Source organism: Priestia megaterium, assembly GCF_023824195.1.
Classification (GTDB): domain Bacteria; phylum Bacillota; class Bacilli; order Bacillales; family Bacillaceae_H; genus Priestia; species Priestia megaterium_D.
In genome coordinates this window covers 1,732,013-1,756,789 of the sequence record NZ_CP085442.1, presented here as the reverse complement: position 1 = coordinate 1,756,789, position 24,777 = coordinate 1,732,013, and the positions used below count along the sequence as shown (strand labels likewise).

22 protein-coding genes are annotated in these 24,777 nt (G+C 35.4%); 3 read left to right on the top strand and 19 right to left on the bottom strand.

Features of this window, described 5'->3' with window-relative positions:
* Nucleotides 1–17: 17 nt before the first annotated feature.
* On the top strand, nt 18–845 hold the full coding sequence (locus LIS78_RS08940) for an ROK family protein (protein ID WP_245210676.1): 828 nt from the start codon (nt 18–20) through the stop codon (nt 843–845).
* A gap of 481 nt (nt 846–1,326) precedes the next feature.
* Here LIS78_RS08940 and aspA read toward each other — a convergent pair whose 3' ends face one another.
* From aspA to LIS78_RS08910, 6 genes are all read right to left on the bottom strand, one after another.
* On the bottom strand, nt 1,327–2,766 hold the full coding sequence (aspA, locus tag LIS78_RS08935; RefSeq protein WP_434092359.1) for an aspartate ammonia-lyase: 1,440 nt from the start codon (nt 2,764–2,766) through the stop codon (nt 1,327–1,329).
* Between the two features lie 38 nt (nt 2,767–2,804).
* Nucleotides 2,805–4,076 (bottom strand): cation:dicarboxylate symporter family transporter, encoded by a 1,272-nt coding sequence (locus tag LIS78_RS08930; RefSeq protein ID WP_209151383.1) that lies wholly within the window; start codon nt 4,074–4,076, stop codon nt 2,805–2,807.
* A gap of 351 nt (nt 4,077–4,427) precedes the next feature.
* Nucleotides 4,428–5,303 carry a LysR family transcriptional regulator gene (locus LIS78_RS08925; protein WP_252284994.1) on the bottom strand — a complete coding sequence of 292 codons (876 nt, stop codon included), beginning with the start codon at nt 5,301–5,303 and terminating at the stop codon, nt 4,428–4,430.
* Between the two features lie 97 nt (nt 5,304–5,400).
* On the bottom strand, nt 5,401–6,105 hold the full coding sequence (gene cuyB / locus LIS78_RS08920) for a cysteate racemase (RefSeq protein WP_252284993.1): 705 nt from the start codon (nt 6,103–6,105) through the stop codon (nt 5,401–5,403).
* Nucleotides 6,106–6,949: 844 nt separating this feature from the next.
* The gene (locus LIS78_RS08915) at nt 6,950–7,783 is read right to left on the bottom strand and encodes a DUF8832 domain-containing protein (RefSeq protein ID WP_209151381.1); all 834 of its coding nucleotides are present in this window, start codon (nt 7,781–7,783) and stop codon (nt 6,950–6,952) included.
* A gap of 412 nt (nt 7,784–8,195) precedes the next feature.
* Nucleotides 8,196–9,293, bottom strand: a complete 1,098-nt coding sequence (locus tag LIS78_RS08910) for an L-dopachrome tautomerase-related protein (RefSeq protein WP_252284992.1) — start codon at nt 9,291–9,293, stop codon at nt 8,196–8,198.
* A gap of 455 nt (nt 9,294–9,748) precedes the next feature.
* Here LIS78_RS08910 and LIS78_RS08905 point away from each other — a divergent pair, with 455 nt between their 5' ends.
* On the top strand, nt 9,749–10,528 hold the full coding sequence (locus LIS78_RS08905; RefSeq protein ID WP_245210675.1) for an SDR family NAD(P)-dependent oxidoreductase: 780 nt from the start codon (nt 9,749–9,751) through the stop codon (nt 10,526–10,528).
* A 420-nt stretch (nt 10,529–10,948) separates the two neighbouring features.
* Here the strand turns inward: LIS78_RS08905 and LIS78_RS08900 are convergent, their stop codons facing one another.
* Genes LIS78_RS08900 through LIS78_RS08890 form a run of 3 tightly spaced genes read right to left on the bottom strand, consistent with a single transcriptional unit; the run spans nt 10,949 to nt 11,699 of the window.
* Nucleotides 10,949–11,170 (bottom strand): hypothetical protein, encoded by a 222-nt coding sequence (locus tag LIS78_RS08900; protein ID WP_195780522.1) that lies wholly within the window; start codon nt 11,168–11,170, stop codon nt 10,949–10,951.
* The gene (locus tag LIS78_RS08895) at nt 11,167–11,364 is read right to left on the bottom strand and encodes a hypothetical protein (RefSeq protein ID WP_195780523.1); all 198 of its coding nucleotides are present in this window, start codon (nt 11,362–11,364) and stop codon (nt 11,167–11,169) included. Before LIS78_RS08895 ends, LIS78_RS08900 begins: the two co-directional genes overlap by 4 nt.
* A gap of 32 nt (nt 11,365–11,396) precedes the next feature.
* Nucleotides 11,397–11,699, bottom strand: a complete 303-nt coding sequence (locus LIS78_RS08890; protein ID WP_252284991.1) for a DUF3846 domain-containing protein — start codon at nt 11,697–11,699, stop codon at nt 11,397–11,399.
* Nucleotides 11,700–12,203: 504 nt separating this feature from the next.
* Between LIS78_RS08890 and LIS78_RS08885 the strand changes: the two genes are divergently transcribed.
* Nucleotides 12,204–12,476 (top strand): HU family DNA-binding protein, encoded by a 273-nt coding sequence (locus LIS78_RS08885; RefSeq protein ID WP_209151378.1) that lies wholly within the window; start codon nt 12,204–12,206, stop codon nt 12,474–12,476.
* Nucleotides 12,477–12,572: 96 nt separating this feature from the next.
* Here the strand turns inward: LIS78_RS08885 and LIS78_RS08880 are convergent, their stop codons facing one another.
* From LIS78_RS08880 to LIS78_RS08835, 10 genes are all read right to left on the bottom strand, one after another.
* The gene (locus LIS78_RS08880; protein WP_168797094.1) at nt 12,573–12,722 is read right to left on the bottom strand and encodes a hypothetical protein; all 150 of its coding nucleotides are present in this window, start codon (nt 12,720–12,722) and stop codon (nt 12,573–12,575) included.
* 235 nt (nt 12,723–12,957) lie between these two features.
* A complete protein-coding gene (locus LIS78_RS08875; protein WP_209151377.1) occupies nt 12,958–13,134 on the bottom strand; it encodes a hypothetical protein in 177 nt (58 codons plus the stop codon).
* A 385-nt stretch (nt 13,135–13,519) separates the two neighbouring features.
* Nucleotides 13,520–14,797 carry an MFS transporter gene (locus LIS78_RS08870; protein WP_209151376.1) on the bottom strand — a complete coding sequence of 426 codons (1,278 nt, stop codon included), beginning with the start codon at nt 14,795–14,797 and terminating at the stop codon, nt 13,520–13,522.
* 129 nt (nt 14,798–14,926) lie between these two features.
* Entirely contained in the window at nt 14,927–15,898 is a 972-nt protein-coding gene (locus LIS78_RS08865) for a sugar phosphate isomerase/epimerase family protein (protein WP_209151375.1), read from the bottom strand.
* Complete coding sequence (locus LIS78_RS08860; protein ID WP_209151374.1) at nt 15,895–17,073, bottom strand: Gfo/Idh/MocA family protein; 1,179 nt, start codon at nt 17,071–17,073, stop codon at nt 15,895–15,897. The genes LIS78_RS08865 and LIS78_RS08860 overlap by 4 nt, the downstream gene beginning before the upstream one ends.
* Nucleotides 17,074–17,256: 183 nt before the next feature.
* Nucleotides 17,257–18,438: a levoglucosan dehydrogenase gene (locus LIS78_RS08855; RefSeq protein ID WP_209151373.1), complete on the bottom strand. Its 1,182-nt coding sequence runs from the start codon at nt 18,436–18,438 to the stop codon at nt 17,257–17,259.
* 131 nt (nt 18,439–18,569) lie between these two features.
* Nucleotides 18,570–19,391 carry a sugar phosphate isomerase/epimerase family protein gene (locus LIS78_RS08850; protein ID WP_209151372.1) on the bottom strand — a complete coding sequence of 274 codons (822 nt, stop codon included), beginning with the start codon at nt 19,389–19,391 and terminating at the stop codon, nt 18,570–18,572.
* Between the two features lie 353 nt (nt 19,392–19,744).
* Nucleotides 19,745–20,746, bottom strand: coding sequence for a LacI family DNA-binding transcriptional regulator (locus LIS78_RS08845; protein ID WP_209151371.1), 1,002 nt, complete (start codon nt 20,744–20,746; stop codon nt 19,745–19,747).
* A 194-nt stretch (nt 20,747–20,940) separates the two neighbouring features.
* Nucleotides 20,941–21,651: a LytR/AlgR family response regulator transcription factor gene (locus LIS78_RS08840; RefSeq protein ID WP_209151370.1), complete on the bottom strand. Its 711-nt coding sequence runs from the start codon at nt 21,649–21,651 to the stop codon at nt 20,941–20,943.
* On the bottom strand, nt 21,626–24,613 hold the full coding sequence (locus tag LIS78_RS08835; RefSeq protein WP_209151369.1) for a substrate-binding domain-containing protein: 2,988 nt from the start codon (nt 24,611–24,613) through the stop codon (nt 21,626–21,628). The genes LIS78_RS08840 and LIS78_RS08835 overlap by 26 nt, the downstream gene beginning before the upstream one ends.
* Nucleotides 24,614–24,777: the final 164 nt, after the last annotated feature.

Genomic DNA, 24,777 nt, shown 5'->3' with positions numbered 1-24,777 from the left:
GCATTTTAGCAATTGATTTGCTTGGTATTGCATTTGCAAAGAGAGAACTATCAATTGAATATTTAAATACAGATCGTTATTTCAAAGAAGTAAGCAATGCTGTAGATGATTTTATCTCATCTCTTAATGTAGAAAAGGAACAAGTCCTTGGTATTGGTTTTGCAGTACAAGCTTTAACATCAACTGATGGGAAGAGTATTACATATGGAAAAATATTAAACTGTACAGGTTTAGATATTGAGGTATTTTCACAGCACCTAGATTATCGTTGTGTGTTTTTCCATGATGCAAAGTGTGCAGCTACTACAGAACTGTGGATTAGAAATGATATTGGAGACATTATCTATTTGTCAATTGGTACCCATCTTGGGGGGGCTCTTATTATAAATAATCAAATTTATATGGGAAGAGAAGGGCATAGTGGTACGGTAGAACATATGACGGTCGACCCTCATGGAGACCCGTGTTACTGTGGGAAAAAAGGATGTATGGAAACATTTTGTTCTGTTAGTGCCCTGCTAGAAGAAGATGAATCATTAGAATTTTTCTTTGAAGAATTACGATCTGGGAACGCTTCTTATCAAGAGAGGTGGACCTCATTTTTAGATGATTTAGCATTTTCAATCAATAATATTAATCTTGTTATTAACAGAGAATTTATTTTAGGTGGACATATCTCTCCTTACTTAAAAGAAAAAGATATTGAATTTCTTCATAAAAAAGTTTATGATAAAACCCCATTTCCAAATAATGAGTCATTTATTCATATTAGCCGTTCACCTAAAAATGGAGTTCCTATCGGGGCTGCTATACCATTCGTTCAATCTTTTTTAAATACAATTTAATTATGTAGATAAATTATAAGTTAATATTATGGTTCTTCATACTTCTTATCATTTTAGTGAATTCAACTCTACATGAATACTAAAGCTTATAATAAAATGCTCTTAACCCGAAAAAAGAATCCTTTGCTTTTAGAGGCAAGGGATTTCCGTATTCAACGGAATAATGTAGAAAAATCAGTTCTTTTTCTACAATTTATTTGATTTCTGAATCAGAGAATACCAATGCTTTTTTACAGTTATTTCTTTTATTGTAGCTTTCGTGTTTCTAAAAAGTTATACTTTTAGGGAAATCTGATTTGATTCTGTTTTAAAATGTTAAAAGAATAAAGTCAAAGATTTTCTGTGAATTATTGAAATTAATTTAGCCTAAGTAAAAATGAAAAAAGTAAATTTCATTAATCTTAAAAAAAGCTATATTTGTTTGTACGCAAAGCAAAGGAAGCCTTTTGAAAAAGGCTTCCTTTGCTTTGCGGATGTTTATTTAACTTCTGCTAAAAAGAGAATTACCAGCGATTCCTGGGTTTGTCATCTCATACGGATTTAAAATTAATTCAAGTTCCTCCTCAGTCAATACGTCATATTGCAAACATAGTTCTCGTACCGACCTTCCATTTAATATAGCTTCTCTAGCTATTCGTGCTGCTACTTCATATCCGATATGTGGATTTACCGCTGTAATAATCCCTACACTTTTTTCTACGTACTCTTTTAAACGTTCTTCATTTGCTTCGATGCCTTCTAAGCAATGTTCTGTAAAAACATGAAATGCGTTATTCATAATGCTGATTGACTGAAGTAGGCTAAACACGAGAACAGGCTCCATTACATTTAGCTCAAGCTGCCCTGCTTCCGAAGCTAGACATATTGTATGATCGTTACCTATTACTTGAAAAGCCACTTGATTAATCATTTCAGGCATAACTGGATTGACTTTTCCAGGCATAATAGATGAACCAGGTTGACGAGCTGGTAATATAAGTTCAGCTAATCCCGCACGAGGACCTGATGCCATTAACCGAATATCATTTGCGATTTTAGACATATTAATCATACAAACTTTTAAGGCAGCAGAGACTTCTGTATAAGCATCTGTATTTTGAGTAGCATCTACAAGATGATCCGCACCTTGCAATGGTAACTCGCTAATATAAGCTAGATGTCTCACAACATTTTCGATATAACGAGGATCTGCATTTAACCCAGTTCCTACGGCTGTTGCTCCCATATTTATCTCGTATAAATGCTCACGTGATTGCTTGATACGTCTTATATCACGCTCTAAAACACGACTATATGCTTCAAACTCTTGACCGAGTCTGATTGGAACAGCATCTTGTAAGTGAGTACGACCCATTTTTATAATATGGTCGAATTGTTGGGCCTTTTTTTGAAATACAGATTTCATCTCGCCCATGGTTTTTACTAGCTTTTCTAGTAAATTGAGCGTTGCTATATGAATCGCAGTCGGGAATACATCATTTGTAGATTGCGACATATTTACATGACTATTTGGACTTAGATGCACATATGATCCTTTTTCATGTCCAAGTAACTCCAGAGCACGATTAGCGATCATTTCATTTATATTCATATTCATTGATGTACCGGCTCCGCCTTGGATAGGATCAACAATAAACTCTTCATTTCTTTTTCCTTCAATGATTTCATCGGCAGCTTTTACAATGGCATTACCGAGTCCTTCATACAAACGTTTCACGTCCATATTAGCAAGAGCCGCAGCTTTCTTTACAATGGCTAAAGCTTTAATAAGCTCTTCATGCACTCTGTAACCTGTTATTGGAAAATTCTCAACCGCACGTAGTGTTTGTATTCCATAATATGCTTCATTTGGAACTTGCTTTGCACCTAAAAAATCTTTTTCAATTCGTACATCTTTTTGTTCTTTTACTTCAGTATTCACCACGATGTTTCCTCCTATTTATTAGTCATTACCACTAGTTATGCGACATCAGATTGTTTTATAGATGCTGTATAACGTGCTGCCTTTTCTTGATCAAACTCGCCTTCCCATTTAGACATTACAATAGTAGCTAATGCATTTCCTATTACATTTACAGATGTACGAAGCATATCTAAAATACGATCGATCCCTGCAATGAAGGCCATGCCTTCTAATGGAAGACCCATTGAGCTGAGTGTTGTCAACACCACTACAAACGAAGCACCTGTAACGCCTGCCATTCCCTTAGAAGTCAACATCAATACGAGTAAAAGTGTAATCTGTTCTGCAATAGATAAATGAATGCCGTACATTTGAGCAATAAAGACTGCAGCAATTGCTTGATAAATAGACGATCCATCAAGGTTAAAGGTGTAACCTGTAGGAATAACGAAGGAAGTAACAGCCTTTGGACATCCGAACTTCTCCATTTTAGCCATCAACCTTGGTAATACCGATTCTGAGCTTGCAGTTGTAAATGCTAAAATTAGCTCATCTTTTAAAATTTTCATAAGGGTAAATATGTTTGTACCAGCAAATTTCGCAATAATCCCTAGTACAACAAATACAAAGAAAAACATTGTAGCATATATAACTAATACCAGTTTCCCTAAAGGTATTAATGAACCAATTCCAAACTTTGCTACGTTGACACCAATTAATGCAAATACACCAAATGGAGCAAACTTCATAACTAAGTTTGTCATCCAGAACATGGCCTCTAATACACCATCAAAGAAACTTAAAACAGGCTTTCCTTTTTCTCCGATAACTGCAACAGCTACTCCAAACAGTACAGAAAAAAAGACTATAGCAAGTAGATCTCCCTCTGCCATCGATTGAAAGATGTTACTTGGTATGATATGAACAAATTTATCAGCAATACTACCACTTTCACTTGCTTTAGCTGTTTCTTCATATGTCGAGATATTACCTTTTTCCAGATTCCCCATATCAATTCCAGTACCTGGATGAAATATATTTGCAGCAAGTAGACCAATCGCTAATGCAACTGTAGTAACGATTTCAAAATAAAGAATCGTTTTTCCACCTAGTTTTCCTAATTTTTTTATATCACCTACACCTGCTATTGATACCACAAGGGCGGCTACAACAATTGGAATAACAATCATTTTGATTAAATGAAGAAAGATATCACCCATTGGTTGAAGAATAGACATCGCTGTTTCATTACCATAGAAAACTGCACCTACGATAATACCTAAAGCAAGCCCAATAAATATCTGTGTAGCTAATCCAAACTTTCTCATAAATGAAACCCCTTTCATTTTTACTTTTCTTGATGAAGCAAGGACTTTCACCATAAAACTTATCACTTAACTTATCGTTTAACTAGCAACAATAATTTCCAGTATAGATATAACTATTGGTCAACCCCTTCTTTTAGTGATGATAATGATTATGATGAATATTGGATAATTTTAATGTTAATAATCATAATTTTCTTTAAATTTAATCATCCAATGTAATCATTATAAATTCCTTTTAGTAAGTTAAGTTATAGAAGAAAGCTATAAGGTTATAGAAGATATTAATTGTAGGTAGATAAAGTAATCATTTTCTACATAAAAAAACACTAAACCCATTGAGTGTTAATGGGTTTAGTGCTGTTCAAACATTTTCTCTTTTAAGAAATCCATGAAAACAGATGTAGGTTTCCCTTTTAAATAAATGAAATCAATGCTAATGTTTGTTTTCACAGGAGGAGTCATTTCTACTCGGAATAACTCTTCATTTTCTAATTCCTTTTTTACACAATGCTCAGGTAAAAAGCAGATGCCTACGCCTTGAAGTACAAGATTTTTTGCTGTTTCCATATTATCAACTTCTAAGTATATATTCGGATTTAACCCCTTACTCAAGAATAAGCGATGAATGGCAAGCCAATCTATCGATCCATAATCAAAAAAGATAAGTGGCTGCTTACTTACATCTTCAACTGTTACACTCTCTTCTTTTAAAAAAATATGATTTTTAGGAACGAAAAGACTGATTGGATCATTATAAAGACGAATTGATTCTACTTGAGGATGGGTTTCTGTTCGTACAATGCCAAAGTCCACCTCTTTATTAATTACCTTGTGTAAAATATCTTTAGAATGGCCTGTTAAAATCTTTATTCGAACGTCCTTAAATTCTGAAATAAATGCTGGCAAAATATCCGGAAGAATATTATTAGAGATTGACAAAGCACTTCCAATCACCAACTCATAAGGGATATTTACTTGTTGTAAACCGTACTTTGCTTCCTGATAAGACTGAAGAATTTTTTGTGCATGTGGGAAAAAATATTCCCCTTTTTCAGTTAAAGAAATTTTATTTCCATTTCGATGAAAAAGCTTTATGTTAATTTCACGTTCTAGGGACTGAATCCGTGCTGTTACAGAAGGTTGAGTTAAATAAAGAGCTTCTGCTGCTTTATTGAAACTACCTAGTTGACATACATAGATGAAAGCCTCAATATTTTCAATATTCATCTTTAACTGCTCCTTAGTTTCGTTCATCATTATTTTTATCTACTATAACACTTCTCCATACAATACTTAAAAGAAAGAGAGGAAGCAATTTTAAATATTACACTAATTCAACCCTCTTACTTGTCTCATTAGCTGTTTTAATAATGGTTTTAGCTAAAATTTCTGTTGGATCAATAATAACCATTTCACCAGAGGATTTAAGTACAAGAGGAATTTCCGTACAGCCTGCTATAATAGCTTCCGCGCCTGCTTCTATCAATTTGTTAGCTACTGTGGAAAGGCTCATAAATCCTATTGCTGATTTTCCACCTTTAATAGCATATATTCCTTCCATTACTTCTTTTTGCATGATCATATCTGGCTCCATAACCTCTATAGCATAGTTCTGGCAGCTATGTTGATACAATTTTGTATTAATGGTTCCATCCGTAGCTAACAACCCTACTTTTTTAAAATGATTTTCTTGTAGATATTTAGCTGTTTCTACAGGCATATGCAAAATAGGAATATGAACAGATTTTTTTACTGACTCAAAGAAGAAATGAGCTGTATTACATGCAATTACTAGAAAATCTGCGCCTGCTTTTTCCAAACGTTGCGCTGACTGGATCATGTATGGGCAAGGATCTACACCTTTCCCTAAAATTGCTGTTGTTCGATCAGGTATTTGAGAAAAGTTGTCAGCAATGATATGGATATGATCTTGATCCTTTGTTGCTGGTGTATGCAAAATCACCTTCTTCATCAAATCTACTGTTGCTAACGGCCCCATCCCACCTATAATTCCTACTACTTTTTGCATCATCTTCACCACTTTTAAAATTATTTTAAAATGAAAATTTAGTAAACTTTTGTTCTTTAGGGTTAGTTTGTTTGAGCTATTTTTCTTTATTATAGGTTTTGTTTTATGGGATAGATTATAGAAATACTCTATACAGTAATAGAAACTTTATATTAACTAACAAGAGGAGGAAGACATTCCTTAATAAATTAAAAAACTGTACTCTAATCATTAGGTTATTTCTAATGATTAGAGTACAGTTCAATTTAAATATGTTGGTGTTTTATATCATGTATTCTTCCTGTTCTTTTATGGACTAGAAACTTATACTTTTACGGACTTGACTTTTAAAACTATTACAAGATGTTAAAGTAATTATTATCGTTAATAAAATAAAAAGCAACCTTGGTATGGCAGACAAGGTTGCTTTTTCATCAGGGTTTGTCCATACATATTCGAAGTATGAAACATATTTATATTACCATTTTTTTGTAATCAAAGACTATTCTTAATGTATGGCTACATACGAATAAAAGGTGCGCTTTTTATTCGTTAAAAAGGTTGATCCTCCTAATAAAAAGCCTGATAAATTAAGGATGTATAAAAAGCTACATAAAGGAAGTAGTCATCCTATCTGAAACTCCTTATGGCACAAAGAGTTCTTTTTGGGTTGTGTACCGGAAAGAGGCATTATGTTAACTGAACATTCATAGGTTATAGAGTCAAAAAAAAGAAGGAACTACTGTCCCTCAACAGTAGTTCCTTGCTGTAATATAAATGTATTTTGGATGATCTAATTTATCTGAAGTAGTTTATACAGAAAGAATGATTGACGAATAACTCACAGAGATAGATTCTTTTTTAGTTATTTACTAACTTCCACTACGAATGGAACTATAAAGACTTTGTTACTGCGCTGAAACTCTCCCCAAACTTTATAGACGCCAGGTGAAGGGAATGTTGTATGGAACATAGCATTAGATCCTTTTACCCTTTCATCCATCGGGTGTACGTGCAGATATTTTGTTGCGTCTTGATTTAGAATGACGACGTGTCCTACAGCTCCAAGGTATGGTTGTAAATCCTGAATAGGCTGTTTGGTTTGAGCGTCTTCAAAATGAAAATTTAGCATAGTTTCCTGACTCGCTTTTAGCTGGCTATCTATTTTAAGAGACACTTGATTCCTATTAACAGTTTTTACTAATTTCTTATCAGGTGTAAGGCTAACAGGAGGTGGTGTATTTCCTTTAACAGAAACCGTATGCATTTGAACTGTATCCGATTGTCCTTTCGGTACAAAGTCAGCAATTAACTGAAATGATCCTCCCTGAGTAAACGTAACAGGTACTGTGAACACACCTTTTCCCTTATAAGTAGGATGGATGTGTTGATATTTTGACAAGTCTTTGCTTGCAACAATCAGATGCATTTTCTTTTCGTGATTTACCTCAAATTCGGAAATAGGCTTCCCTTTATTATCTTTGATTGTGATTGTTAAGTGGTTGGTTGTATTAGCCTGAGGATAGTGTTCAAACTTCCAATCGGTTTGTACTGCAACTTGTTGTTTTTCTTTTGAAGAATCGTTATGGTCCATGTTTGCCATGTCGTGTTTCATCTGCTTATGTTCAGAATCCTTATTACATGCTACCAAAGCAATCATAGTTAAGAGAGATACCACGACAAATAGGAACTTTTTCATATATACACCCTTTCATTGTAATAAGTACTGCTGTCCACTATTTATATCAAATAGATGTGGAGAAACTGTGCAGACCTATCCATACTCAAACACAGGATTAAGTAACTACCGATAAATGGTGATTATGTTAACTAGATATGTATACGGTATTCATGTTATTAAATAAGCTTATAAGGATTACCATGCTTGGGATACAAACGAACAGATCAGTTTGGATTTAAATAATATCAATACAGCATTGAATTTACCGATATTATGAAAAATTTCCTGGAACAGTTTAACACTAACCAAATAAACTGTTTCTATTAAACCATTTTGATTTTATTTGGCAGAAGTAAATAAAGTTAATACTTCTTGCTTACTCGTGTTTGTTTTACACTATATAATGAAAACAATTAATTGACTATTTTTATTATGAAAAGGTTGGAGCAGGAAATTCATCAATTTTGATACGAAGTAAACTATAAGGTTTCTCTCGTAAGTCTTTTCCATAATGAAATCTAGGCTGCTGATGTAATTGGTTTACAATGACATACAAATATTGATCCGGGCCAATTGAAAAAGTATCCGGCCACAAAATTCTCGGATCATGTGCGATAGTTTCCATTATGCCATTTGGCAATATCTTACGAATACTGTTGTTTTCGTAATCTCCAGCATAAACAGTTCCCTTTGCATCGGTGATCATTCCATCAGACGCACCTTTTTCTCCCCAATACTCCACATGATAAATTAAATCTTTGTCTGGTATAGTTCGGTCTCTTAGAACTTCTGTTGAAATCGAGAAAAGATGACGACTGGTTAGTGGACAAAAAAATAAAACTTTGCCATCGGGAGAAATTGCTATTCCATCAGAAGCCAATCTAAATGGGGAAGTTGAGCCATCTATGTTTCTATTCATCAAAATTTCACCTTCTACCTTCGGTAAAAAATAGGGATCGGGTGAAGTTGATTTTGCTCCATTTAACCGTCTAAACGCGTTTCCATTTGATAAATCTACGACAATAATAGCTCCTGGTCCTCTTGAAGAAGAATCTGTTATATAGGCATAACCTGCTTTTCCAACACGAAAATCAAAACGGACATCATTCAGATAAGTTGTAGGTAGAATAACATCTTCTGTAAAGGTATATACTTTTCTTATTGTATTGGTTTCTAAATCAACAGCGACTAATTTGGCTCCCCCTTTAATAGGTTCAGAAAAATTGGGTGCCGCTGTATCTAATATCCAAAGCGTTCCCCTTCCATCAGCAACTACACTTTGGACACTGATGAAAGTCATTGTGATATTTTCGGAGTTAACCAAATTGGTTTGTAAATTAGGATAAGACTGCAATTTATCCTGAACAATTTCCGCCACTGTAAATTTAACATCGTCTCCCCATTTCCGAAAGCAAATGAAAATACGACCGGTTTCTGAAACAGTAACACCTGTAGGCATAGCCCCATAAAATGCATAAACTAGTTCTAAATTACCGAAATATTTTTCACTAGGTAACATAGGTTTCATAATATCCTCCTCAAACATTCAAACGGGATATCTCATTTATATGGTTTATATTTTTTCTAATGCATGTTTCTTAATAAGTTTTTCTATACGAAAAGATGATTGAATTGATTGTTTTCGAAATTTAATAAGTCTGTCAGAAGAAAGGAAACATTTTAATTTAAAGGTCTCCAGATGAAGTAGAATTCAATTAGCAGGTAGCGAAGTTCAATATTCCCGAATCAACATTAAGCTGTTATAAATAAGAAATTAGGAAAATTTTCTTTTTTAACTTTATGAAGAAATGTATTTAAGCTAAACTGCCTCTTTAGCACAATAAGCACTTCAACCTTTAGCAATTTAAGTCCACTACTCTTTTATCATAGCTTTGCTTTTTAAAGAAATTTCGTATAAAGTGATGATTACCTAGAATACTGTATCAGTCAGTGGTTTAATAACATTTCGGAGGAAAAATGCCAATGAATACAAAAGAGTTAAGAAATATCCATGCCCTCGTAACAGGTGCTTCAAGCGGCCTGGGATTTTCCATGGCGGAGGCTTTGCTTCAAGTTGGAGCCACGGTGGCGTTAGCTTCTAGAGTTGGAACTAAATTGGATCAAGCAGTAGAGAAATTAAAGCGCGAGGGTTATCCTGCTGTTGGAATTCCTTTGGATGTTCGATCAGAACAATCCGTCAATAATGCGATCGAATGGGTGAAAAGAGAATGGGGGAAGCTCGATGTTCTCGTCAATAATGCGGGAATTGGGATGAGGACAGTAAACCCGCGTTTTTTAGTCGAGCCTCAGCCATTTTTTAAAGTAACACCAGAGGGGTTTCGAGATTTAATTGATACCAATCTCACAGGATATTTTTTAGTAGCTCGAGGGTTTGCTCCTTTAATGATGGAACAAGGTCATGGGCGAATCATTAATATTTCTATGAATCATGAGACTATGAAAAGAAAGGGTTTTGTACCTTATGGACCATCAAGGGCAGCCACTGAATCACTCTCATATATAATGGCCGAAGATTTAAAGGAATATGGAATTATGGTGAATATGCTTTTACCGGGTGGTGCCACTACTACCGGGATGATTCCGGACGAAGTTCGAAAAGAGATTGAATCAAAATTCCAGCTATTAGATCCAAGGGTTATGGCCGAGCCGATTGTTTTTTTAGCATCAGCTGCTGCAGAGGGAATCACAGGTGAAAGAATAGTTGCCACCGATTTTCAAGACTGGCTTCTCAAAAGAAAATAAGTTTTTAATCACAGGGACGGATTCTTTCCTCTTTGAAGAAGTAGAGCTGTCCCTGTGCTTATTCTTTTATATTTTATGAGATGTCCAGCTCCAGCGCGGTTATAAGCCAATCCGTCAAGAAGACTAAAGAGCAAACCTTCTCGCCAGCTTGTCTAGACTCACGCCTCTCATCTACACGCTTCCGCTTTTGTTCCTTCGGGTTCTGCATAGTTTTATAACATCTGTTATCCATAGCCAAGGCAAGAATTTCTTCTTCAACTAACCTGCCCCATTACTTTAAGTATATTCTTTCACTATATTTTTTCATCATCTATATTTCCCCCTAGAATGGTAATTCCTCATCATCGATATCCCAATAATCTGGATAGGTTATTTTCATCATTTCATTCAACTTTTTAGAGCTGTTCTCAACCTCATGAATTAAACCAAGGATCCGTTCTGAATTCTCTCTATATAATAGGGACTAAAGCCCATAGCGACCGTACTCATGCCCCTCTCTGCATTGATTTCATCGGCAGATATAAGTAATTCGTTCATTTCCTCATAAATCTCGTCCAGACGAGCCCTTGTTTCATTATCCAGACAGATAACGGTTTTCCCTTCTGGTACCAAATCCCCCAATAATCCGATTAACTCTTTCATTCCTCATCTTCTCCCCTTAACCATGCCACGCACTCCCGTAGCGAATTGAATTCTTCCGTCCGGGCTTCTCCTGTTGAATTATCGATACCAATCCAACATCCTCCCGATGGCTCTAAAAATAAGTCGCGAGGAAACCTTGTATCGATAATAAACATCGCTTCCCTATGATTCACCACCGTTAGCAATCTCTTCATCCCTTTCAGCCCCCATTTGGTCCATTTGCTGATTATTTCCATGATATAAAATCAAAACTGAAATCAGGTTCATTCTTCGGTTCATCAAACTTGATGCCATTTTCAGATAGAATCAATTTAATCTGCCAATCTTTCAAATCGATGAAATCCATTTCGCTATACACCATTCCTTCACCAACAAAGAAAGCATCGCCCATGACAACATCATCAATGATGTCAAAATTGGGCTTGCTGCCGTTCAATTTCCCTTCCTCATCGATGATAAGGACAATCCCAGCTCCTAACCTGATTGTCTCGATATAACTGCCATCAACCTGTTTCTGCAGACTTTCCAATGTATGAGGATCACCATCACCTTTGGTTTTTCCCCGACTCATCCCCATTCATATAAAATGGAGAGCTTTTTTTAAAATGCATAAACGTCTTCCAGAGAAAGGAGTAAATGAATAAACGTTATAAAAATTATAGTTTTATCGTTTACTCTATATGACGACAAATATATTGTTTTTCGACAATATAAGTAATAGTTAAACTATTTTTAACTATTACTTATATTATTATTTACTCTTATGAATAATGTAACAACAAATATTATCTATATTTTAAAATTAAAAGGTATTAAAGATTCATTTAACAAGTTATTTTAAAATTATCTAACGTTTATTATTTTTATAATGGACTTCATTTCGCCACAGAGCAAATCTTAGTATGAAGATTCCCGGAAAAATAGGAATTCTTCTTCTTTTTATCTAATCTTATTAAGTGACAAGCTTGTAGAAGCTATGATATGTTAGCATCTCTACATATTATCTAAAAATAAGAGGATGAGGTGTTTGAATATGAATAAAACTGAACTAGTAGATGCAGTTGTAACACAAGCAGAACTATCAAAGCAAGATGCTAAAAAAGCTGTGGAAGCGTTGTTTGAAACGATTTCTAACACACTTGCGAAAGAGGAAAAAATTCAGTTGATTGGATTTGGAACATTTGAAGTACGTGAACGTGCAGCTCGTACAGGTCGTAACCCTCAAACAGGTGAGGAAATGACAATTCCGGCTTCAAAGGTTCCTGCTTTTAAACCAGGAAAAGAATTAAAAGAAGCTGTTAAATAAATATTCCTTATAAGCAAGTCCCCTCTAGAGCTAGACTTCTAAAGGGGGCTATTTTTTATGGTGAAAAATCTTTAAATACCTCCACCTAAATATTATCTAATCAAGGTTTCTATTTTCTTGAGTCGTCGTCTTAGAGTTAGAGGTAGGCTCTTTGCCAAGTCTAGGCTTCCAATTTCCTAACTTGTTTTTTAAGTAATCCTTTAAAAAATCACGTTTCTTTTTTCGTCTTTTATCCCTGTTTTTCATAAAAACTCACCACCTTTAGGTTGCTTAATAGATGTAATTTATCCTTATTATAACTATGGTGAAAAACCCACTCTTTATGCTAAATCTATAAGTAATAAGTAGTTCATCTTGCTACTAAAAAGTATACTTTTAGGTATTGTCATAATTAATAATAATAAAGAAAGAAGGTTAATAAATATTAACCTTCTTTTCAGACTGGCGAGAAACCTTTTAAGTTCTCGTTGAAAGGACTTTATTATTTCGTAGAAGAAGCACCCTCATTCTCAGGGGTAGAATCTTTCTCTTTGAAGTTAGGTAGATGTTTTCCATGAACATTATTGATATTGATATTGGCTTCATCAGAAGTATATCCAGCAGTGTTAAATCTGTCATCCCCTATTACAGGCTGAGAATTGTTAGACTGATTTTTCATCATGTACCTCCTAGTTTGGGTTGGATAGGTTTAGTATGCTCATGTTCACATTATTTCATGAGGATGCACTCAACGTTTTACTTCTATTCAGTCGAAAGGGTTGGATATTTAATCAATGTAAGGATTAAAATGTTTCATTAAAATAAGTTTTGATTATTACATATAACGTAAAAAAAGGATGTATTTGTCGTCATAAAGAATAAAGTGTAAAATATTAATTTTCAGAAGTTAGTTTTTGTCTTTTCTCTTGTATATAAAATAGATTACCGATCTAAAACCTATACAATTTCCCTTTAATTAATTAGTCATTAACTGAGTAGGTTTATTTTTTTATCTAAGTATAAGTATACAACAATGTTTTAATAGGAAAAGATTGTCCTTACTTTCAACCGACTTGTTTCTCAGATGAATAACTGCTTTTGTTTTGTTTTTCTTCACCTGGTAATTTCATAAATACCATCAAAATAGCACTAACAAAATACAAACCAGCAAATATCCACATGACTCCGTGTACACCCATGCTACCAATGAATGTTCCCACAATTGCAGGTGCAATAAAGTAAGACATTCCAGCCCCAAAACTTACAATAGCCATAGCTGAGCCTTTCTTTTCAGGTGCTAATGAACTTACTAGAGCAGAGAGTGGTACATAACCACATAGAACGATTCCAAAAAATATGCCTACCACAGTTAATGCCCAGAAATTATGCCCGAACATTTGAGGAGTATAAAGCATAACCAGAGTCATTACACCGCAACCGACACTGCCAATCCACATAATTGTCTTTCGCCAACCTAACCATTTGTCACTGATATAGGGAATGACTAAGTTAAAAGAGATATTGGCCACCCACATAGTTCCCCATACTTGTAACCATTCTTCTGTACTGTATCCATATTCAGAGGACAAGTATAGAGGGAAAAAGATTGGAAGAGCACCTACGCCGGTCGAGTTTATTATACGAACAACTCCTCCTATTGCGATTTTTGGATTTTCAATACAAATAGTTAGTCCACTGAGTAAACTTTTCAATTTTTCCTTGCCGTTACCCTCACGTTCATGTACTTGGCCTTTTACAACAACAACTCCAATTAATCCACCGATTAACACCCACACGACCGCACTCCACATTAATCCGATATATCCGATTTTCGGAATCATATACGCTGGAAAATAACTTCCAACAACATAAAGACCGCCACTCCATGCTGCCCAAAATAGCCCTATTGCCGTAGCTAAAATACGGTCAGGACTGCGATACGTAACCCAAACTAAAAACGAATAGCAAAATAAAGGATAACCAAATCCTCGAATAGCATAAGTCGGTAACATAACTGCATAATTATGCGGTTTTAGACCATACTCAATAAAAAGAATTTGACCAACTAACCAGATAACCAAGCCTGCTATCATAACCTTTCTCGGTCCCCATGCTTCTGTAAGGACACCCGAAAAGTAGGAGGCGATTGCTAATATAGCTCCGTATGCTGCAAAGAGAGTAGAAGATTGTTGAACGGTTAAGCCATGTTCGATAAGATACGGTGAAAGCCAACCATGTTCGAGACCATCTCCTACCATAAAAATTAGAGTTGCGATATAGCCCCAAATCATAGCTGATGGAAGACCTTTGGTGTTTTGCTCTCTTTTTGAAATCGCATTCATTTTAATCACCTCAAAATTATATATTTAACAATGCTGATAGTCACATTTACTCATTAGATGGTTCTCTTCAATGTTTAATGATAAATACCCAACCGGGTATTTATCATTAACTATATAGGAAATATACTCTTACGCCCACCACATTTCAGTTAATTGTTCTTTAAATTGTGCGCCTTTTAATAAAGAGATGGCCTTACTTAATCCTTCATCTAACGAAGCTAGCATATCTTCATGTTCAATGGATATCACATAATCATATCCTACCGCACGAAGCGCACTCACCATATCTTTCCATATTTTTTCATTTTGACCATATCCTACTGATCTAAATGTCCATGAACGATTCAAAGTATCACTGTAATGTTTTGTATCTAATACTCCATTAACACTAATATTTGCCTGATCCAAATACGTATCTTTGGCATGAAAATGAAAGATAGCCTCTTCTCGACCAAGTTTTTTAATGGCTTCTACTGGATTGATCCCTTGCCAAATTAAATGGCTTGGATCAAAATTAGCTCCAATACTTGGCCCAGCATGTTCTCTTAATTTCAAGAGAGTTTCAGGGTTATACACAACAAAACCCGGGTGCATTTCAAGCGCAATTTGATGGATACCGTGTGACTCTGCAAATTTCACTTCCTCTTTCCAGTAAGGAATGACTACTTCATTCCATTGCCAATCTAGGATTTCCGTATATTCCGGCGGCCAAGAACAGGTTACCCAGTTCGGATTTTTGGCACCTGGGTGGTCACCTGGGCACCCAGAAAATCCATTAATCACCGGCACTTCTAAACGTTCAGCTAATAAAACTGTTTTTCTCCACACATCATGAGCCTTTTTGGCAACCATCTTATTTGGGTGCAGTAAATTGCCATGACAACTTAGACTACTTATTGTAAGTCCTCTACTTGTAAGGGCAACTTGAAATGTTTTTAATTTTTCCGGGTTCTCTAGTAATTCATCCGGATTGCAATGACTGTTTCCTGGATAATTGCCTGTGCCCAATTCAACGGCCTCTACACCCATTTCACATAGTTTGTCCAGCATCTCTTCAAAAGGCAAGTTTTGATAAAGAACTGTAAACACACCTAATTTCATGCACGTACCTCCTGCTTTACCTTCACTTTCATCCATTTTTGTTGTTCATGACTTGCTAAAATGGCGTCGGTAATGCACATGGACATATGTCCATCTTTAAATGTCGCGAAAGTGGCTTTATCACTTAAAGGATTTTTACCTTCTCGAATAAAGGTATAGAAATTCAACAATCCATTTTTTAATGCATCTGGCCAGCCTTCATTATGGCCCCCCGGATGATGAATGGACGATTTTGCTTCAGGATTAAATAAAGCAGGATCTGCAAGAAGAGTTTGATTTGGTTGATCTCGATAGCCGATCCAGAGCTTTTCTGGTTCTTCTTGATTCCAAAAAGCAGAATTTTGACTGCAAGCGATTTCGAAACTTAGCCTATTTTTTCGCCCTGCACTTACTTGAGACACAGTAAATAAGCCTTTTACCCCGTCTTCAAAACGTACAAGAACAGATGCATAGTCTTCTGTGTTAATCGGAACATCTTCATATGCTTCTTCTTGTCCTTTTTGTCCCCCAAAAGTAGATCCTTGAGAAGTAGATTTTTTTCTTACTGGTATAACAGTTGCTAGATCAGCAAAAACTTCGACAATTTTTTTACCTGTTACATATTGAACTGTATCACACCAATGAGAACCGATATCCGCTACCGCTCGTGATTTCCCTCCGACTTCGGGAGCTAAACGCCAATTAAAGTCTGTTTCGAACAATAACCAGTCTTGTAAATAACTTCCGTGCACTAAGTTGACTTTCCCTAACTCACCGTTTTTGATCATCGTTTCTAATTGTTTTACAATCGGAAATTGTCGGTAGTTAAAGTTTACGCCATGTACGACCTGGTGCTCTTTAGCTAATTTCAATAGCTCGGCCGACTCTTCACTAGACATAGCTAATGGTTTCTCCGATAACACATGTTTGCCTGCTTGAATAATCTCTTTATTAATTTGAAAGTGAAGGTGATTAGGTGTACAGTTATGAACAACTTGAATATCACTGTCTTTTAACATGTCACGATAATCCCCATAAGCTTTCGGAATTCCAAGTTCAACCGCTTTTTGTTCCGCTACTTCTTGACCATGTTCTGCTAATCCAACTACTTCTACAAAACCAAGTCTTCTGATAGCCTCAATATGAGTAGGTCCAATAAACCCTGTCCCAATAACTCCAACTTTTATTTTTTCCATTTCTTTCTCCACCTTAATAAACTGTATTTTCTATAATTTCTGTTGTTTACGTAGTAGCTAAAAAGAGAATTAAAACCTTTATAGCTGTTTGTTGACTTGTCTTTATTGATCCGAATCACAAATCAACAACTCTATTTCTAATAAAGGCTAGTCTACTAGGACTAGCCACTACTAAACTATTATTTAAGCTTTCACTAAATTTTCTGTAAGATTAACCCATACACCTTTTTCAGCTGATTCAAGGATAGCATCTGAAATAACAGCGATTTGATAACCGTCTTCAAAATCTGGTGATACGCTTGTATCTTCAGCGATTGATTTGAGGAAATCATATGTTTCAATAATTTTTGTTTCCCCGTAGCCAATCCCTAATGCTGGGATTGGCCATAGACCTTCTCCATATGGATGTGCAGGTCCTGTATAAACCGTTCTGAATCCGCGGCTATCACTTGGATCATCAGAGAAACATACTTGAAGCTCATCACGGCGTTCATAGTTAAAGTATAATGAACCTTTCTCTCCGTGAATTTCAAATGTTAAGAAGTTGTTGCGACCCCAGGCATTACGAGTCGCTTCAATACTTCCTACTGCGCCGTTATCAAATTTAATTAAAGTTGAAAACTCATCGTCTACATCAACTTTACCCTTTGGTACATCAGCTTCTGCTTTTACTGTTCCTAGTTTATCTACACCGCCACTTTGAATCGGTCTTTCACCAATCCATGTCTTTGCAACAGCCATTACCTCTGAAATGTCACCCACAAGATATCTTGCATAGTCGATCACATGTGTTCCGATATCACCTAATGCACCTGAACCAGCTCGTTCTTTTTGGAAGCGCCATGATAAAGGTGAGTTAGGATCCGCAGACCAGTCTTGCAGGTACGTACCTCGGAAGTTTAAAATTTTTCCAATTCTTCCTTCTTCAATATATTTTTTTGCTAGAGCAACGGCTGGTGTTCTGCGATAGTTAAATGCCACCATATGTTTAACACCTGCTTCTTTTACTGCGTCAAGCATTGTTTTTGCTTCTGCTGCAGTTCGTGCTAACGGTTTTTCTGAAATGATATGTTTACCTGCTTTGGCAGCTGCGATGGCAATCTCTGCATGAGAGTCATTTGGTGTTACAATATCAATAATATCAATTTCAGGATCTTCTACTACCTTTCTCCAATCAGATGAATAGTTTTCAAATCCTAAACGTTCCGCTGCATCTTTTGCTAACTCTTCGGTCACATCAACGACTGTGTGTCGATGAGGAATTGCTGGTGCCGGCCAAAAAAACATTGGCATACCTGCATAAGCAAGTGCATGCGCCTTCCCCATAAATCCTCCGCCAATCATACCTACGTTTAACTTTTTCATTTTTATTCTCCTCCTATAAAAGTAGTCTATTTATTCGGATCTACTATCTTTTAAATAACATCTGCTATATCGTTATGGTAAATCAGATTCCAAGTTTCTAATATATTATCTCTGTTACTTTCTCCTTGACCTTAAGACTTATTTGCCGTTTCAAAACTTAATAAGAAGTTAAAGCTGATTTCTGCTCCTTTTTTCGGATCATTATAGCTGTCTAATTCTACTGTAAGCCATTCATCATACCCAATCCCATCCAGCACTTGGATCATCTGGTCAAACTTTTGATGTCCTTCTCCTAAAGGAAGAAATTCTCCATTATAATAATCTTTGAAATGAATGTATTTAATGCGATCTGCATATTTTTTAATTACTTCTACCGGATTACCTCCGCCTGCTTCGATATGCGCTGTATCCGGACATAGATTAATCGTTGTTAGTGCCATTAATTTGTCCAGCTGGTCTGGGGCCTCTACGTTTGTTCCTAAATGCGGGTGATAGCTTGGAATAAGATTATATTTATCTGCAATTACTACTACTCGATTAAGAGCATTGCCTAAATCAGCGTAATCGCTTTCTAAAATACCATTCGCACGGATAGCTCCTCCGCCAATTACTAGATGCTGCGCTCCTAGTTCAGAAGCAAGAGCTGCAACCTCTTCAATTTTTAATAATTCCTCTTCCAAAATATCCGGGAAAATAAAATTCCCTCCAGTGTAAACTCCAATAAAGTCTAAAGAATAACGGTTCAGCAACGCTCTAAATTCTTCTTTTTTATCTTTAAATCCCATTAGATTTCCGTCAAACATTTCAAACCCTTTATATCCAACTTCTGCAATATCTTTTAAAGCTTCTTCTGTTGATCCATTTGCAAGGTAATAAAGATCTTTTATCGAAGTGACTCCGGCAGGGTGCCCTACTACCCCGCCCCACGTATTTGTTTGATATCCTAGTTTCATGGTTTCTCCCCTATCTTTAAAGATTACTTGTTAGTACATGGTGTATTAATACTGGGATTTCATCACCTCCCTAAAATAATTTAGAAAAGAAATAATTGAACCGAAATACATGTAATCGATTACAAAGTATTCTAGACAAAGACTATATTTTTTTGTTTATTAGAAGAAGAGGGTGTTTTTACTGCCTGTACTTGTAATCAATTGTACTTATCGGAAATCCAGACTAAAAGTCCCTTTTTAATCGGATATTAAACAATTCTTTTTCTAACCATTTGTAATCGATTACATCTTAATTTTAAAAAAACAAGAAGATTTAAATTACCGTATACATTTTCAAAAGAACTCTTATTCCCTTATGAAGTATGTGTTGAGCATGAATCACGTATGATAAGTTGATCTTCCATCAGATATTGATGTCTTTCAATTTCTTCCTTATTCATCAACTTTATAAGTAATTTCATTGCCATCGTGCCTATCTCAAAAGCTGGCTGCGAGATGGTTGTAAGAGCCGGTTTGAAAATAGATGAAAATTTTATATCATCAAATCCTACTACGGAAATATCATGAGGAACACTTAATCCTTTTAAAGAAATAGCATTTATAGCTCCAAATGCCATCTCATCATTGGCTGCAAACACGGCTGTCGGAGGATGATTAAGAGCTAAAAATTGGTTCATTATATTAAAACCGCTTTCATAAGAGAAATTACCCTCCTGCACTAGAACGGATTCAATTGTAAGGTTATATCGGGCCATTGTCTGATAAAATCCTTTTAATCGATCCTGTCCTATCACTCCACCTAGAGGACCTGATATAAATCCTATTCTTTTATGTCCCAGCTTAACCAAATATTCTGTTGCTTTTTGAGCCCCACTGATATTATTAATAGAAACGGTGGGGATGGCTGAACCTTCTATATATTCACATGCCAAAACTACAGGATATTTGAGAGCCATTTCCTCAATGTTCTTCGATTTCATTCTTGCCGTTAGTAAAACCATTCCATCAGCTTTTTTTTGGAGAAGTATGTTTAAATACCCATTTTCTCTTTCCAAATCATTGCCCGTATCCCCAAGCAGAACTTGATATCCGTTTATTACGGCTACAGACTCAATTCCTCTTAGTACCTTAGAAAAAAAAGGATTTGTTATATCAGGTACAATGACTAGAATGGTGTTGGTTTCTAATGTTCTTAACTGGCGAGCTAATGCATTTGGCTGATAGTTTAATTCTTTAATTACTTGTAATACTTTCTCAGTCGTTTCTTCCGTTACAGTGTTAGGTTTACTTAGTACTCTTGACACTGTAGCAGTTGAAACATTTGCCCTTTTTGCTACATCTATTATTCGCACCATTTTACGACTCTCTTTTCTTGTTCTTTCTCTATAATAGAATTGTAATCGCATACAAAAATATTGTCTAATTGGATTCAGACAATGTTTTCTGAGATTCAAACTCTTTAAATTTCCTTTTAAGCGTCGTTTTTATCCATATAAACAAAAAAACAACAAATTAAAAAAACTCAGCACTTATTGCTGAGCTCGATGTTTTATAATAATTTGTACCTTTGCAAATTGTCTACTTTATGCTTGGAAATCCTTGCGTTTTCCTTATAATCTTTAAAATAGGCTTTATACATCTGACCCGTTGCTTCGATTCTTGTTAAAAGTTCCACATTTATAATATAAGATCTATGAGATACCATAAACCTAGAATCAACGGCACCTTCTAAGCTAGTTAAAGCTTCATTTGTCTCGAATTTACCATTTTTAGTATGAATGACAGATTTCCGATCAAGTCTTTCAATAAAGATAATTTCTTCTAAAGGAATAAAAATTATATTTTTCTGCTGTTTAATCATTAAATCCTTTTTAAATGAATGTTCTTTATCAACTGGTGAAGTAGACGCTTGTAAGACCCTCTCTAAAGCACCATATAAACGATTTCTATCAATTGGCTTTAAAATATAGTCCACTGCCTTTACGTTAAATGCCTCAAGCGCATAATCATCATGGCCAGTAATAAAAATAACTTGTAAAGGCGGGAAAAGTTCTTTGCATGCTTTAACCGCTTCCATTCCATTCAATAAAGGCATTCCGATATCTACTAAAGCAAGATCCGGCTTTTCCTTCGTAACATAGTGTATCAATTCTTCACCGTTGGCGGCCTCTCCGACAATTTTATATTTGGATAAACTGCCAATAAAGTACCTTAACAATTTTCTTGAGGTAGCATCATCGTCTGCGATCAATACTTTCATCTTGTTGTTCCCCCTTTTCCCTAGCGTTTCTTGATTTCGCAACACTTTGAATAATATCTGGAGCATCCTCATGATAAACGAGCTGCCAAGCATCAATTATATTTTCTTTCATTACTTTTAGAGACGGAACGGCTACATAAGGTGGTGCTTGCTTTCCAAGTAAGGCATACCCTGCTAGAATCGCTTCGGCGACTCCTTGCTGGTATGGTAGCTGGGCACCTAGTCCTTTAATAGGTCCATCCTGTGCAATTTCCAAGGCGACATTCATACCCAAATCCATTGTCGTAATGACTAAATTGCTTTTTCTTGCAGTACGAGTTGCCCTCAAAGCTCCTTCAGCCGGTACATCCCATACAACAAAAATACCATTTAAATCCCGATGTTCAGCAATCATAGCGGATGCCACTTTTTCTCCATCATTCGAATCAGTAATCCCCCTGCGATCGACAATTTGAATGTCAGGGTACTTTTCCTTTATAGTTTTTTCAAATGCTTCCGTTCTTTGTTTGGTTGCAAAAAAATCAGCATCATGATAGATAATCCCAACCTTACCTTTTCCACCTAATTTCTCAGCCATGATATTGGCCGATTCAATGCCATTTCCATAATTGTCAGCAGAAACAATACTTACATAATCCTTCCCATACTGCAAACCATTCGGTGTATTGTCCATAAACACCAGCTTCACACCAGCTTGGGCCGCTTTTTGATATACGCTTGCAGTCAATTCTGGATCAACTGGAATGCTCACCAGGATATCCGGATTTTGGGCTAAAATGCTTTCAATGTCGGCTACTTGCTTTTTCCATTTAAATTCTGCATTTGTCACAGCTACTACCTCAATGCCCATTTTCTCAAAAGTAGTTTGCATTCCTTCCAATTGAGACCTTGACCAATCACTTCCAGTATAATGCATGGCAATAGCAGCCTTATATTTCTTTTTCTTAATCTTTTTTAGCTCTTCCAAAGATAACCGAAGTGTTTTTGCTGAGACAGCTTCCTCTCCATGTGGTCCTGTACTTAAAATTTTATGATCTGGAATATTTTGATTAATTGTATTGTTTAGCGTTTCACTTAGGATTGTCAAAAACTCTTGTACATGAATGGGCTTTGTTAAATAGTTATCAAATCCTTTATCCAATGTATATTGAATATCCTGTGGCATTGCATTTGCACTTACAGCGATGACAGCAATATCTTTCGTTTCTTTGCCTGCTTTTAAAATTTCAAATACTTCATATCCGCTAATATCCGGGAGGTTAATATCAAGAAGAACCAAATCTATTTTTTCGTTTGCTACAATTTCTATTCCTTCTTTTCCTGTGCGGGCTGATAAGAGCGTATAGGAAGGCTGCGATTTAATGATGTTACTTACTAAGTGCAAGTTGGATTCGTTATCTTCAATATATAGCAAACGATAGTTATCTTCCTTACTATTATTTGTTGAAGGAAATTCAGTTTGTTCCCCCCATTGTATGACAGTCTTTAAATCATTTGGAAGAGGAAGGCTAAAGCAAAACTCACTTCCTGTTCCTTTATTGCTTGTTACATTAATCTCCCCCCCCATTAGATGCACGAGCTGTTTAACTAAAGACAATCCAATGCCTGTACCTTCTTCTTTTGTACTTTCAATTCGATAAAATGGAACAAACACTTTAGTATATTCTTCTATAGAAAAACCCACACCTGTATCTACGATATGAATGTACTGCTTATTCTCTTGTAAACGACAGAAAACGATGACTTTTCCATTTTCTTGATTGTATTTAATAGCATTATCAAGTAGGTTCAGCAATATTTGTTTAAGACGTATAGGATCAGCAAGAACTATCATACTTTCCCATTGATCCAGTTGACTATAAATGCTGATATTCTTCTTCTTAGCCAATGGTTGTACAATATTGATACATTCCTTAATGACAGTTAGAAGATGAACTTCCTCTATAGAAATTTTTAAATTTCCTGTTTCTATTCTTGACACGTCTAAAATATCATTAATTAAACTTAATAAATGGCTTCCTCCATTTAAAATCTCCTGTACAAAATCACGCTGTTCTTCATTTAAAGATTCATCCATCTCCAATAGCTGAGCAAAACCCAGAATTCCATTCAGCGGCGTACGCAGTTCATGACTCATCTTAGACAAAAAACTTGATTTGGCCATGTTCACTTTTTCAGCTTCTTCTTTTTCCTGAATAATGACTCTTTCCATTTTTTTTCGTTCTGTAATATCCTCAAACTCCCACAAGTAGCCTACAAAATCATTTTCCCCATTAAAAGGAAAACAATTGTAGCGTAGTGTCATACCTGTATCTATTTTAATTTCTTTCGTAGTTCTCGTTCGTTTTTCTGTATTTTTGATCTTATTTTTATTGATTTCCTTATCAAAAAGATAATGTAAATCCGGCGCATGCATCCCAATATGGCAATCAATTTCCCCCTTCAACTGGAAAAGCTCATAAAATTTCTTATTTAAGAGCCTTATTTTTTTATTACAATCTGTTACTGCAATTCCACTTTCTAACCGATCAATCAAACTACGCTGGAATGCATAGGAATTCATTAATTTTCGTTCTTGTTCTTTTTGAAGAATGTCCTCTTCCATAATCTTTTTGTTAGTAATGTCCACACAAGTTCCGACTACTTCAGCTACTTTATCCTTATAAAATAAAGGTCTTAAATAAATTACATAATAGATACCTCTAAATTCACCTTCATATTCAATGTACTGTCCTTCCCATGCTTTTTTGTAATAACCGTTTAGTAAATCGGCAGTGTCAATATCATCCCAATAAAAATCATGAAGCGTCTTTCCGACGACATCCTCTCGATTAAACCCCAATCTATACAGTAATTCTCCCTCGGCAAAAGTATGAATAAACTCGTTACTTTTTTGTACAAACTTAAAAATCATCCCAGTATCAGTAAAGCCTGGTTGTGAAATATATCTGGAATCCTTCATTTGTTTCGCCCCTAGTTAGTTAAAAAAATATAATATGGATTCTATATGATGAAATCCCTTACTTTACGTTCTTTACAGTGCTTGAAGATTAATTTGAAAACGATTATTCATTTCTAATGATTATTGTAATCGCTTTACAAATTATACTTTTCTTATTATAAGCT